General features: G+C 68.6%; 11 protein-coding genes. 4 read left to right on the top strand and 7 right to left on the bottom strand.

Translation table 11 applies throughout. The annotated features are described in order from the left end of the window. Positions 1-51 precede the first annotated feature (51 nt). Positions 52-3,579 carry a two-component regulator propeller domain-containing protein gene (locus NR101_RS10520; RefSeq protein ID WP_256775833.1) on the top strand — a complete coding sequence of 1,176 codons (3,528 nt, stop codon included), beginning with the start codon at positions 52-54 and terminating at the stop codon, positions 3,577-3,579. 60 nt (positions 3,580-3,639) lie between these two features. On the opposite strand, the gene mdtD is transcribed toward NR101_RS10520, so the two are convergent. From mdtD to NR101_RS10495, 5 genes are all read right to left on the bottom strand, one after another. Then, on the bottom strand, positions 3,640-5,043 hold the full coding sequence (gene mdtD / locus NR101_RS10515; RefSeq protein ID WP_256775804.1) for a multidrug transporter subunit MdtD: 1,404 nt from the start codon (positions 5,041-5,043) through the stop codon (positions 3,640-3,642). A 612-nt stretch (positions 5,044-5,655) separates the two neighbouring features. Continuing rightward, on the bottom strand, positions 5,656-6,729 hold the full coding sequence (gene hemE, locus NR101_RS10510) for a uroporphyrinogen decarboxylase (protein WP_256775803.1): 1,074 nt from the start codon (positions 6,727-6,729) through the stop codon (positions 5,656-5,658). 62 nt (positions 6,730-6,791) lie between these two features. Beyond that, positions 6,792-7,043, bottom strand: coding sequence for a WGR domain-containing protein (locus tag NR101_RS10505; RefSeq protein WP_256775802.1), 252 nt, complete (start codon positions 7,041-7,043; stop codon positions 6,792-6,794). A gap of 73 nt (positions 7,044-7,116) precedes the next feature. Further along, the gene (gene aroB / locus NR101_RS10500; protein ID WP_256775801.1) at positions 7,117-8,226 is read right to left on the bottom strand and encodes a 3-dehydroquinate synthase; all 1,110 of its coding nucleotides are present in this window, start codon (positions 8,224-8,226) and stop codon (positions 7,117-7,119) included. Continuing rightward, the gene (locus NR101_RS10495; protein ID WP_256775800.1) at positions 8,223-8,765 is read right to left on the bottom strand and encodes a shikimate kinase; all 543 of its coding nucleotides are present in this window, start codon (positions 8,763-8,765) and stop codon (positions 8,223-8,225) included. Before NR101_RS10495 ends, aroB begins: the two co-directional genes overlap by 4 nt. A 95-nt stretch (positions 8,766-8,860) precedes the next feature. Between NR101_RS10495 and NR101_RS10490 the strand changes: the two genes are divergently transcribed. Further along, a complete protein-coding gene (locus NR101_RS10490) occupies positions 8,861-9,064 on the top strand; it encodes a dodecin family protein (protein ID WP_121038908.1) in 204 nt (67 codons plus the stop codon). A 27-nt stretch (positions 9,065-9,091) separates the two neighbouring features. On the opposite strand, the gene NR101_RS10485 is transcribed toward NR101_RS10490, so the two are convergent. After that, on the bottom strand, positions 9,092-9,919 hold the full coding sequence (locus tag NR101_RS10485) for a kinase (protein WP_256775799.1): 828 nt from the start codon (positions 9,917-9,919) through the stop codon (positions 9,092-9,094). Between the two features lie 41 nt (positions 9,920-9,960). Between NR101_RS10485 and pdxH the strand changes: the two genes are divergently transcribed. Next, positions 9,961-10,560 carry a pyridoxamine 5'-phosphate oxidase gene (gene pdxH, locus NR101_RS10480; protein ID WP_256775798.1) on the top strand — a complete coding sequence of 200 codons (600 nt, stop codon included), beginning with the start codon at positions 9,961-9,963 and terminating at the stop codon, positions 10,558-10,560. A 15-nt stretch (positions 10,561-10,575) separates the two neighbouring features. Here pdxH and prpR read toward each other — a convergent pair whose 3' ends face one another. Further along, positions 10,576-12,186: a propionate catabolism operon regulatory protein PrpR gene (gene prpR, locus NR101_RS10475; RefSeq protein ID WP_256775832.1), complete on the bottom strand. Its 1,611-nt coding sequence runs from the start codon at positions 12,184-12,186 to the stop codon at positions 10,576-10,578. A gap of 162 nt (positions 12,187-12,348) precedes the next feature. Between prpR and prpB the strand changes: the two genes are divergently transcribed. Beyond that, positions 12,349-13,239 (top strand): methylisocitrate lyase, encoded by an 891-nt coding sequence (prpB, locus tag NR101_RS10470; RefSeq protein ID WP_256775797.1) that lies wholly within the window; start codon positions 12,349-12,351, stop codon positions 13,237-13,239. Positions 13,240-13,251 lie beyond the last annotated feature (12 nt).

Below are 13,251 nucleotides of genomic sequence, written 5' to 3'. Positions count from 1 at the left end.
GGTCGCAACCCTGGCGAGCATCCACGGACAGAGTCGGGAGATCCACTGGTGGTGCCTTTGCGTTGGCTGCTCCTGATCGGGATCGCATGGCTCTGGCCGCTGCTCGGCCACGCGCAGCCCGTGCCGCCGACACCCCGCCAGCTCACCGTGTTCGACGGATTGCCGTCCAACACGGTCAATCGCATGGCCGAAGACGGCTACGGGTACCTGTGGATCGCCACCAACGACGGCCTGGCCCGTTACGACGGGCGCAACTACCGGGTGTGGCGTGCCGAGGATGGGCTGCGCGACAACCATGTGTGGAGCGTGCACGTGGATGCGCGCAACCAGCTGTGGATCGGCACCGAAAACGCCGGACTGGCGATGATGTCGGCCGATCGGCGCGAGCTGCGTTTCTTCGACCGCGCCAGCCACCCGGTGATCGGCAGCAACACGATCTGGAGCATTACCTCCACCGCCGATGGCACGGTCTGGTTCGGCACCTATGAAGGCGGCCTGCACCGGCTCGACCGCAATGGCAAGGTCACCCGTTTCATGCCCGAGCATGGCAATCCACGCAGCCTGCCGTCCGCCTCGGTTACGCAATTGGCGACTACCCGCGACGGCAGCCTCTGGGTGGGGACCAAGGCCGGGTTGGCGCGCTGGACCGGGCATGATTTCGAGCGGGTGTCCAGCCGCTATCTGCACGAACAGCTGATCAACGGCCTTACCGCCGAGCTCGACGGCAGCCTGTGGGTGGCCACCAATGCCGGGGTGGTGGTGCGGCGTCCGGATGGACGCATCGAGCCGGCGCCGTGGAAGGTCGATGCGCGTGACCAGATCCTGGGCATGATGCTGCGCGACGAACAGGGCGGCTACTGGCTCGATACCCGCTCCGGGTTGGGCCGCGCCTACGACAACCAGTTTCAGCAGGTGCCGTTGTACAGCGCCGTGGCGCGCGGCCAGGTGCGACCGAACTGGACCGGTGCCTACGAGGACCGTGAGGGCGGGATCTGGCTGGCCAGCACCAACAGCGGCCTGTGGCACCTGCTGCCGCGCTGGTGGCAGTTCTCGGTGTTGTCGCGGCTGGAAGATGATCCGTCCTCGCTACGCAACGGCTACGTGCTGGGCATGTCTGCCGCCGCCGATGGCGGGGTGTGGACGGTGGGCACGCACGGGGCGCTGGACAAGTTCGACCCGGTCACCGGCCGCGTGGCGCAGCACCGTACCTGGGTGGACGGCAACCAATGGCTGCAATCGGTGAAGGAAGACGCGCTGGGGCGGGTCTGGATCGGTTCGCGCGATGCGTTGTTGCGCTACGACCCGAAGGAGGCAGCGTTGCGGCGGTGGGGCAACGACGCGGCGGTGGATGCGGCGATGGAGGGGCAGATCGAATCGCTGGCGCTGTGCGATGGCGGACGGCTGTGGAGCGCCGCGTCGACCGGACTGCAACAGCGCGATCTGGAAGGTCGGGTACTGCACCGCATTGCCGCCGGACATGCGGGACTGGCGGAGGGGCAGATCGCGCTCGACCTGATGTGCGGCAGCGAGGACCACCTGTGGGCAGCGACCAACCAGGGGCTGCTGCACTGGGTGCCGGCGCGGTCGCGGTTCGAGCCGGTCCCCGGCGCGCCACCGGGCGCGATCCATGCGGTGGCCACCGCCGCCGACGACAGCGTGTGGCTGTCCCAGGAAGGACGGCTGGGCCAGTACCGCTGGCAGAACGGCCGGCTGCTGCTGCAGGCGGTCATCGGCGGCGGTGCGGGCTATCCGGACGTCTCGGCGACCGGGCTGGTGGTGGATGCGCAGGGCGTGGTCTGGGCGGCCAGTGCGCGTGGCCTGATCCGGGTCGATCCGCAGATGGGCAACGTGCGTCTGTATGGCGTGCACGATGGCCTGCCCAGCCAGGAGTTCCGCCGCAGCACCTTGACCCGTACCGCCAGCGGCCGCATCGTCGGCGGTACGCCGGCCGGCGTGGTGGTGTTCGATCCGCGCCAGGTGCGGCCGTCCAACCGGCGTGCACCGCTGGTGATCGAACGGGTGGAGGTGCGGCGCGGCGACCGCGTGGCCGACCTGACCCATCTCACCCCGCTGGAAATCGCCGACGCCGATCGCGACCTGCGCATCGTCGCGCGGTTGCTGTCCTTCGCCGATTCCTCGTCCAACAGCTATCGCTACCGACTGGCCGGTTACGACCCGGATTGGGTGGACGTCGGCCCGGCTGGCGAGCGGGTGTTCTCGCGCCTGCCACCGGGCAGTTACCGCCTGGAGGTGCAGGCGCGCTCGGCCGACCAGGTGTGGTCGCGGGTGCAGTCGCTGGAATTCCGGGTGCAGCCGCCGTGGTGGCGCAGTTTGTCGGGCCTGCTGGTGTTGACCTCGTTGGCGTTGCTGCTGATGAGTCTGTTCGCGTGGCTGTATCGGCGTCGCCTGCAACGCAAGCACGCGTACCAGCTGGCGTTGCAGAAGCAGGAACTGGCCGAGCAGGCCTCGGCCGCCAAGACCCGCTTCCTGGCCAACCTGGGCCATGAAGTACGCACGCCGATGACCGGCGTGCTGGGCATGAGCGAGCTGTTGCTGGGCTCGGCGCTGGATCCGCAGCAGCGCAGCTGGACCGCATCGATCCGGCATGCCGGCGAACACCTGCTGCACCTGGTCAACGATGCGCTGGATCTGGCACGGATCGAATCGGGACGGTTGCAGCTGCAGGCCGAGCCGTTCGACGTGAACAACCTGGTCGACGACGTGTGCACCCTGATGGCGGCGCTGGCCGAGCAGAAGCAACTGCGTTTCGTGGTCGACAACCAGTTGCCGAAGGGTCTGGGCAGCGTCGGCGATGCGGTGCGGGTGCGACAGATCCTGCTCAACCTGCTGGGCAATGCGGTCAAGTTCACCACGCACGGCGAGGTACGCCTGAAGGCGATGACCTTGTCTGCCGATCGCGGGGTGTACTTCGAGGTTTCCGATACGGGCCCGGGGATCAGCAGCGATCAACAGCAGCGGCTGTTCCGCCGTTTCGAGCAGGCCGATGGCGCGCGGACGGCCGCGCAATATGGTGGCAGCGGGCTGGGGCTGGCAATTTGCCGGGAGCTTGCGCTGGCGATGCAGGGTCAGGTCGGTATCGAGAGCCAACTGGGGGTGGGCACCTGTTTCAGCCTGACCTTGCCGCTGCCGCTGCATATTGTCGCCGCGCCGGCCGGCTTCGCAGGGGGCGGCGACGGCCAGCAGCTGCCGCCGATGCGGATTCTGCTGGTGGAAGACGATGCGACCGTGGCCAGTGTGATCAGCGGGCTGCTCGGCGCGCGCGGGCATCAGGTGGTGCATGCCGAGCACGCGCTGGCGGCGCTGCGTGAGGTCAGCGAGACGCCGTTCGACGTGGTGCTGCTGGACCTGGACCTGCCCGGGCTGGGCGGGATCGAATTGGCCGGGCACCTGCACAACCAGGGCTACGAGATGCCGATGATCGCCGTGACCGCGCGTACCGACCCGGGCATCGAGCAGCAGGTGCGCGCGGCGGGCATGCAGGGCTTCCTGCGCAAGCCGGTGACCGGTGAGCTGCTGGTGGAGGCGATCGCGCGGGCGTTGCGCACGGCGCGCGGCTAAGCGGCGGGGCAGGCCACCGGGCCAAGGACCGCGTGCTGATCACCGGATCAACGGTCGATGCTACTCAGCGACCTCTTCCACATCGCGCGGGGAGGGGCGGGTGTCGGGCAGCTGCCAGAAGATCAGCGTGGAGGTGAGGGTGATGGCGCCGACGCAGACGAAGGTGGCGTGCAGGGCGGCGGTGGCGCCGCGCAGGGCATCCAGGTGGTCGAACGCGGCCAGCAGGCTGCCGGCCGCAGCGGCGCCGAAGCCCGTGGCGAGCATCATCACCATCGACAGCAGGCTGTTGCCCGAGCTGGCGAAATCGCGGTCGAGATCGCGCAGGGTCACGGTGTTCATGACGGTGAACTGCAGCGAGTTCACCGCGCCGAACAGGGCCAATTGGACGATGCGCACCCACAGTGGCTGGCCAGGTGTCATGAAGATGAAACTGGCCATTGCCAAGCCGACCAGCACGGTATTGACCATCAGCACCCTTCGGTAGCCGAAGCGTTCGACCAGTTTGACGGCGTAGCGCTTGGAGAGCATGCCGGCGGCGGCGACGGGGATCATGAGCAGGCCGGCATTCATCGGGCTCATGCCCATGCCGACCTGCAGCAGCAGCGGGATGAGCAGGGGCATGGCGCTGCTGCCGATACGCGAGAACAGGTTGCCGAGGATGCCGATGCGGTAGCTGGGCACGTGGAACAGGGCCAGCGAGAACAGCGGTGCGGTGGAATTGGCCGCGTGCAGCCAGTAGCCGACGAGGGCGGCCAGCCCGGCGACGGTCATGAGCATGACCAGGGCGTGCGGGGTGGCCATGCCGGAGATGCCGTCCAGGGCGAGGGAAAGCACGACCATGCCGAAGGCGAGCATGAGGTAGCCGGCCAGGTCGAAGCGGGTGCGATGCTCGGCGTAGTGGTCGGGCATGACGTTCATGGCGGCGATGTAGCCGATGACGCCGATGGGCAGGTTGATCAGGAAGACCCAGTGCCAGGAGGCGACTTCGACCAGCCAGCCGCCGAGGGTGGGGCCGATGAGCGGGCCGATGAGGGCGGGGATGGCGATGAAGCTCATGGCGCGGAGGAACTCTTCGCGCGAGACCGAGCGCATGACGGCGAGGCGGCCGACGGGGAGCAGCATGGCGCCGCCGACGCCCTGCAGGACGCGTGCGCCGACGAGCTGGTGCAGGGTCTGGGCGAGGGCGCAGGCGAGCGAGCCGAGGGTGAACAGGATGATGGCAACGAGGAAGGTGCGCCGGGTGCCGAAGCGGTCAGCGATCCAGCCGGAGGCGGGGATGAAGGTGGCCACGGCGAGGGCGTAGCTGAAAACGACCGACTGCATCTGCAGGGGGCTTTCGCCGAGGCTGCGGGCCATGGCGGGGAGGGCGGTGTTGACGATGGTGGAGTCCAGCATCTGCATGAAGATCGCCAGCGATACCAGCCACAACAGGGGCCGGATCGAGGCGTAGCTGCTGGTCGTCATCGTGCGCACCTTCATCAACGAGGGGCACATGATCGCCGATGCGGGATCAGGGTGCGGTCAAGATGGGGTTGTGGACTGGATTGGCAAAGTTGTTTCAGAAGCTGGAGAGCCAGCCCCGATACTCTGTCGGTGTGCATGGCAACAGCGGTGGAGCCACGCCATGCGTGGCCGCTGTTCTTTTGGTGCTGCTGGTAACCACTCATCGGGTGGCCCAGCCGGTTGCGGGATGGTTGGGCGTGACCGCCGGTTTCGAGGTGGTTGGGTGTGATTGTGGGATGGTGCGGGGTAGAGCCGACCGTTGGTCGGCTGCCTTCGGCGCCGATCGATCAACGCTTACATCAACCGATACACGGGCTCGCGTGGCTGCTGTTCTTTCCGGCTCTACGTGTAGCCACCCATGGGGTGGCTCTACCGGTGGCGGGGTCGTTGGGTGTGACCGGCGGTTGCGGTGTGCTTGGGCGTGACCGCCGGTTGCGCGGTGGCTTGATGTGACCGCCGGTTGGGATGTGGTTGGGCGTGACCGTCGCGGTGGGGCGGTTGGGTGTGACGGCCGGCGGCGCGGTGGTTGGGGGTAGAGCCGACCGTTGGTCGGCTGCCCTCCGCGCAGACCAATCAGCGCTTGCTCAACCGGTGCACGGCCTCGACCAGCACGCCTACGTGTTCGGGGTTCATGTCCGGGGACATGCCGTGGCCCAGGTTGAATACGTGGCCTTCGCGGGAGCCGCCGTTGCCGTCGGCGTAGCTGTCGAGCACCCGAGCGGCGGCGCGTTCGATGGCCGCGGGGTTGCCGTACAGGGTGGCGGGGTCCAGGTTGCCTTGCAGGGCGACGCGGCCGCCGGTGCGGGCGAGCGCGTCGGACAGATCGAGGGTCCAGTCCACGCCGAGGGCGTCGGCGCCGGTGTCGGCCAGTGCGCCCAAATGCAGGCCGGTGCCCTTGCCGAACAGGATCAGCGGCGTGCGCTGGTCGCCCTGGCCGCGTTCGAGTTCCTGGGCGATGCGGGTGAGGTAGCGCAGCGAGAATTCACGGTACATGCCGGGGCTGAGCACGCCGCCCCAGGTGTCGAAGACCTGCAGCACCTGGGCGCCGGCGGCACGTTGGGCGGCGAGGTAGGCGATGACCGCGTCGGTGACCACCGAGAGCAGCTGGTGCAGGGCGGCCGGTTCGTTCAGGGCCATGGCCTTGATGCGGGCGAAGTCCTTGCTGCCGCCGCCTTCGACCATGTAGCAGGCCAGCGTCCACGGGCTGCCGGAGAAGCCGATCAGCGGCACCTTGCCGTCCAGCTCGCGGCGGATCACGCGCACTGCATCCATCACGTAGCGCAGCTCGGTTTCCATGTCCGGCACGGCCAGCTTGGCGATGGCGGCAGCGTCGCGCACGGGGTGGCGGAACTTGGGGCCTTCGCCGTCGACGAAGTACAGCTCCAGGCCCATCGCATCGGGAATGGTGAGGATGTCGGAGAACAGGATCGCCGCGTCCAGGTCGAAACGACGCAACGGCTGCAGGGTGACTTCGCAGGCGATGTCCGGGTTCTTGGCCATGGCCAGGAAGCTGCCGGCCTTGCCGCGGGTGGCGCGGTATTCGGGCAGGTATCGGCCGGCCTGGCGCATCAGCCAGACGGGGGTGCAGTCCACCGGTTCGCGGCGCAGGGCGCGCAGCAGGCGATCATGGCGGGAGGGGCTGGTCATGCAACGCTTCCTTGGAATCTGGTGGCGCAGGGCCGGGGTGATGGAGCGACGGGCTGCGGCGCTCAGCGCGGCGTGACGCCACTGGTGTAGGTGATCTGGTAGCCGCGCTGGAGCTGGGCATCGCGCGCCTTCTCGAACGCGCGGTGGGCCGGCTCAGCCTGCAGGAACAGCTCGCGCCGCAGCTGCGCGCGACCGCCGACCAGGCCCGATTCACGCAGCAGTTCCCAGCCGCCGAACAGATCCGGTTGCAGGGTCAGCTGGAGATAGCGCGCCGGTTCGGTGGCGCTGGGGTGTTGCTGCAGGAAGACACGCATGACCGCGATTGTAGCCGCGAACGCGGGGACGGGCCGTGCTGGCCCGCCGTGCCTGCGGCGAACGGTCGCAGGCTCAGCCGGTGGCCAACACGGTCAGGACGTCGGCTTCGTCGACGTCGGCCACCACTTCGGCGTGGCCGATGCCGCGCCACAGCACCAGGCGCAGCCGACCGGCGAGGTTCTTCTTGTCCAGGCGCATGCGCGCCAGCAGCGCGTCGGGCGCCAGACCGGCGGGAATTTCCACCGGCAGTTCGTAGCGCAGCAGCAGGTCGCGCAGCTGGTCGGTGTCGGCCTCGCTGCTCATGCCCAGCCGGGCGGACAGGCGAGCAGCGAGCACCATGCCCACCGCGACTGCTTCGCCATGGTTGAGGTTGTCGTTGCCGGGCGCGCCGTAGCCCTGTTCGGTTTCGATGGCATGGCCGAAGGTGTGGCCGAGGTTGAGCAGGGCGCGTTCGCCCTTTTCCAGTGGATCGCGGGCGACGATCTCGGCCTTGTGTTCGCAACTGCGCGCGATCGCCTGGGCCAACGCGGCGTCATCGCCGGCCAGCAGCGCGGCGTGTTCGGCCTGCAACCAGCGGAAGAACAGCGGATCGCCGATGGCGCCGTACTTGATCACTTCGGCCAGCCCGGCGCGCAGTTCGCGCGGCGGCAGGGTGCGCAGGGCCGCAGTGTCGGCGATCACCGCGCGCGGCGGGTGGAACGCGCCGACCAGGTTCTTGCCTTCGGGAATGTCCACGGCGGTCTTGCCGCCGACCGAGGAATCGACCATCGCCAGCAGCGAGGTCGGCAACTGCACGCAGTCCACCCCGCGCATCCAGCAGGCGGCGGCAAAGCCGGCCAGGTCGCCGACGACGCCGCCGCCGAGTGCCATGGCGCAGGCATCGCGGGTGGCGCCCAGCGATGCCAGGGCGGTGATCGCCGCGCCGAAGTTGGCCAGGGTCTTGGAGGCTTCGCCGGCCGGCAGCACCATTTCGCCGATCAGCAGGTCCGGGCGTGCGTCGAGCAGGGCCGATTTCACCCCGGCCAGGTATAGCGGCGCCACCGACGAATCGCTGAGCAGCAGCACATGGCGGCCGCGCACGTGCTGGGCGAGCAGCGCGCCCTGGCCCAGCAGGTTGGGGCCGATGTGGATGGTGTAGGGGGTGTCGCCGCCAACGGCGACGGTGCGGGGGGCGGGGGTCATGCGGGTGTTTCCTGTCGCTGCCATTGCGCGGCCAGGCGCAGTACCAGCTGCGCGGTGGCCTCGGCGGGGGTGTAAAGGTCGGTGTCCAGGGTGAGGTCGGCCAGCTCGCGGTAGAGCGGGTCGCGCAGCGCGGCCATCTCGTGCAGCACCTGTTCGCGGTCCGGACGCTGCAGCAGGGGACGGGTGCGGTCGCGCGCCAGCCGTTCCAGCTGGGCCGGTACACTCACCCGCAGGTACACCACAAAGCCGTGCGCGGCGATGGTCTGGCGATTGCCGGCATCCAGCACCGCGCCGCCGCCGGTGGAGACCAGCTGGTTGCGGCCGGCCAGCAGCGCCTGCAGCACCTGGCGTTCGTGCTGGCGGAAGCCGGCTTCGCCGGAGTGCTCGAAGATGGTCGCGATGCTGGCGCCGGCGGCATCGACGATGGCCTGGTCGGCGTCGACGAAATCCAGCGTGAAGCGCTCGGCCAGGCGACGCCCGATGCAGGTTTTGCCGGCGCCCATCGGGCCGATCAGGATCAGGTTCGGGGCGGGATTCATTACCCGCGATCCTAACATCTCCGTGCCACGGCCTTTACGCGCAGGCCGCCATCGTGGGGAGCGCGGAATGTCCCGCGCGTTGCCGGAGCGTGCCCATGTCAGTGGCCAAAATCATCGAGATCAATGCCTCCTCCAAGACCAGCGTCGAGGACGCCGTGCGCAGTGGACTGAAGAAGGTCTCCGAGACGGTCAAGGGTATCCAGGGCGCCTGGATCAATGAAACCAAGGTCGTGACCGATGGCGAGGGCAACATCACCGAGTGGCGGGTCAATCTGCGGGTGACCTTCCTGGTGGGCTGATCGGGCGCCGGGGTTCCCGCCCGGCGATCAGGCCGGGGACACGATGCGACGCTGCTCGTCCAGCGCAATGACCCGGTCGGCCAGGGCGGGCAGGGTGCGCAGTGCCTGCCGGCTGACCCGTTCGTAATACTGCACGAAGCGCTCCAGCTGCGCGCGGCTCATGCTGCTGCGCTCGGGCTGGGCGGCCTGCATGTTCTGTTCCTGCTGCCAGCGCCAGCGCGGGATCACTGCAAAATCCGGCGGCTGCAGGAACCACAGGCGGTCGCAGCGCTGCCACAGCGCGGGGTAGTCCGCGGCCAGGGCCTGGTTGCACCAGTGGCGCCAGCGTCCGTCCGGGTCCGCGTCGCGTTCCAGGGCGTTCAGCGGCGGCATCAGTTCGGCCTCGGTCTGGGCCGGCGTGCCGAGGAACCAGCCCTCGAAGACCAGCAGCTCCAGTGGGCCGTCCACGCGCGGCCAGAGTGACCGTGCGACGCGTTCGTCAGCCAGTTTGTCGAAGCGCGGCAGCACAACCGGCTGGCGCGCGGCGATGGCGTCGAAGGTGGCATGCGCCAGCGGCAGGTCGTGGGTGCCGGGCGGCCCGCGGGTGAGCAGCAGCGGGTGCACCTCGCGGGCCAGGCGCTGGCGCTGGGCGCGGGTCAGGTAGACATCGTCGATGGAGAACATGGCCGCCCGCAGACCGCGGGCTTCCGCCAGGGCCACGACCTGCGCGGCCAGCGTCGATTTGCCGCTGCCCTGCAGGCCGCTGATCGCCAATACTGGGACCTCGACGCCGGCGCCCAGCGCGTCCTCCAGCGCCTGCGCGACCAGGGCTTGCGGAAAGCCTCTGTTGCTGGGCATGTACGTGGCGGCAGGCATGCGGTGACAATAAACCCAAATCAGGTGGCAAGAAACCAACCATGACCGATCTGTATACCCAAGCGCTGTCCACCTTCGCCGCGCTGTTCGAGGAAGCCAAGGGCAGCGCGGAAATCGAACCCAACGCGATGACCGTGGCCACCGCCGACAGCAGCGGCCAGCCGTCGGCGCGCACCGTGCTGCTCAAGGCCTTCGACGCACGCGGCTTCGTGTTCTACACGCACCTGGACAGCCACAAGGGCCGCGAACTGCGTGCCAATCCGCGCGCGGCGCTGCTGTTCCTGTGGCGCAGCCTGCGCGAGGCCGGCATCCAGGTGCGCATCGAGGGGCGCGTGGAGCAGGTGGAGGATGCCGAAGCCGATGCGTATTTCGCCTCGCGGCCGCGCATGAGCCAGATCGGTGCGTGGGCCTCGCTGCAGTCGCAAACGCTGTCCTCGCGCGAGGAATTCGACGCGCGCGTGGCCACCACGGAGGCCAGCTTCGAGGGTCGCGACCTGCCGCGCCCGGAGGGCTGGAGTGGACTGCGCGTGGTGCCGCAGCGGATCGAGTTCTGGTACGGCGCGCAGTTCCGCCTGCATGAGCGCTGGTGCTATGAAGCGGATGCGGACGGGCAGTGGAGCAAGCGGATGTTGTTCCCGTAAGGGCCGATCGCAACGCTACGCCGGCGCGTGCTGGCGCAGCCATCGCCACAGCGTGGTACGGGAGACCCCCAGTTGCTCGGCGACCTTTTCACGGTTGCCGCCGCAGGCGGCGAGCAGGCGCTGCAGGGTGGCCGCGTCCGGCCGGGGCGTGCCGGGCGTGCCCCGGCTCGGCGCCGTGGGCGCGGGGGGTGAAGATGCCGTGCTGCCGTTCAGTTCGGGAAGCCACGCCAGCATCTGTGCCATCGACAGTTCACCGTGCCCTTGCTGCCAATGGATGCGCAGCCGGTCGATCATGTTGCGCAGTTCGCGCACGTTGCCCGGCCAGGGGTACTCGCCAAGCCGCTGCAGGGCATCGGGGGTGAGTGGGGCGTCCATCGCGCCGAGCAGCCGGAAGAAATGCGCCACCAGCAGCGGCACGTCCTCGCGCCGTTCGTGCAGGGACGGCAGTGCGATCCGCAGCGCGGCCAGCCGGTAATACAGATCGCGGCGGAAACGCTGCGCCTCCACCAGCGATTCCAGCGTCTGCAGGGTCGCGGCGATCACACGCACGTCCACTGGCGTGGGTTCGGTCGCGCCCACCCGCAGCACCTCGCGTTCTTCCAGCACGCGCAGCAGGCGGGTCTGCAGCGGCAGCGGCAATTCGCCGATTTCATCCAGGAACAGCGTGCCGCCATCGGCCGCCTCCACCAGGCCGACGCGGCCACCGCGGCGCGCGCCGGTGAAGGCGCCTTCGTTGTAGCCGAACAGTTCCGCTTCCAGCAGCGATTCGCTGATCGCCCCGCAGTTGAGCGCCACCAAGCGCCCGCGTCGGCCGCTGCCGGCGTGCAGCTGGCGGGCGACCAGCTCCTTGCCGGTGCCGGTTGCACCGGTTACCAGCACGGTACTGTCGTGCGGGGCGTACAGCGCGATGCGCTCGCGCACCTGCTGCATGGCCGCGCTGTCGCCGAGCAGGGCGTGGTCGCTGTGCGGGCGTTTGATGGGACCGCGTCGGCGCGGTGCGCTGGCGCCGGAACGGGCCAGGGTCTGGGTCAGCTCCAATGCGTGTTCGAAGGCCTGGCGCACCGAATCGGCCGAGTACAGCAAGACGCCGGGCAGGCCGACCTGTTCGGCGTAGTCGATGGCCATGCCGGTGCCGACGATCACTTCGATGCCGTTGGCGCGCAGGTCGGCGATGCAGTCGCGGGCGTCCTCGCGGGTGACGAAGCGACGGTGTTCGATATCCAGCCCGAAGCTGTGCTGGAAGCTGCCGAAGGTAGGTACGTCGGTGGCATGGGTCACCAGCCCGATCCGCGGGGCGATCCGGCGCGCGCGCGCCAGCGCTTCCATCAGGTCGAAGCCGTTGGCCTGGATCGGTACCAGCGGCACCTCCAGCCGGCTGCGCAGGTAGGCCGCGTTCGAGCCGCCGGCGATCACCACGTCGCAATGCTCGCGACGCAGGCGCTGGCCGATGACATCCACGGCCTCCTCGAAACCGAGGTTGATCGGCACGATGCGCGCGCGGCGGTCGAACTCGGGGATCACATCACCGAGCAGGCCGGTCAGGCGCGACACACTCACCGTCCAGATCACCGGCAGGGCGCCGGGGTCGGGATCGGCAAGGCGCGAACGGTGGCGGGGCAGACTGATGGACATGGGCGTTTTCAATGTTTCAGTTCCAGACATGTTACAGGTGTTTCAATGTTTCATGATGAAACATGCCTGCCCCGCGCCGCTCTCAATCAAATCAGGCACTTGTCACTTGGCACGGCCCTTGCGCCTGTACAGGGGTCAACCACGATGGAATGCCGAATGAGCACCCCTGTTTCCTCCGCTGGCGCGCGCTTCCGCGCCGCACTGGCTGCCGAATCGCCGTTGCAGGTGATCGGCGCGATCAACGCCAACCATGCCCTGCTGGCCAAGCGCGCCGGCTATCGCGCGATCTACCTGTCCGGCGGCGGCGTCGCGGCCGGCTCGCTGGGCCTGCCGGACCTGGGCATCAACACCCTGGAAGACGTGCTGATCGACGTGCGCCGCATTACCGATGTGTGCGACCTGCCGCTGATGGTGGATATCGACACCGGCTTTGGCCCCAGCGCATTCAATATCGCGCGCACGGTGAAGTCGCTGATCAAGGCCGGCGCGGCCGCCTGCCATATCGAAGACCAGGTCGGCGCCAAGCGCTGCGGTCATCGCCCGGGCAAGGAGATCGTGTCGCAGGGCGAGATGGTGGACCGGGTCAAGGCCGCCGCCGATGCGAAGACCGATCCGGACTTCTTCCTGATCGCGCGCACCGATGCCATCCAGGTCGATGGCGTGGACGCGGCCATCGAACGCGCCATCGCCTGCGTCGAGGCCGGTGCCGACGGCATCTTCGCCGAGGCCGCCTATGACCTGGACACCTACCGCCGCTTCGTCGATGCGGTGAAGGTGCCGGTGCTGGCCAACATCACCGAGTTCGGTGCCACCCCGCTGTTCAGCCGCGATGAACTGGCCTCGGCCGGCGTGGCCATCCAGCTGTTCCCGCTGTCCGCGTTCCGCGCCGCCAACAAGGCGGCAGAGAACGTGTATGCGACCATCCGCCGCGAGGGCCACCAGCGTAATGTGGTGGAGGCGATGCAGACGCGCGAAGAGCTGTACGACCGTATCGGTTACCACGCTTTCGAGCAGCAGCTCGATGCGTTGTTTGCCGCCAAGAAGTAAGACCGCACACTG

The organism is Stenotrophomonas sp. Ste86 (genome assembly GCF_024519465.1).
Classification (GTDB): Bacteria; Pseudomonadota; Gammaproteobacteria; order Xanthomonadales; family Xanthomonadaceae; genus Stenotrophomonas.
The sequence above is the reverse complement of the archived record's forward strand: the minus strand, read 5'-3'. Positions and strand labels throughout refer to the sequence as shown.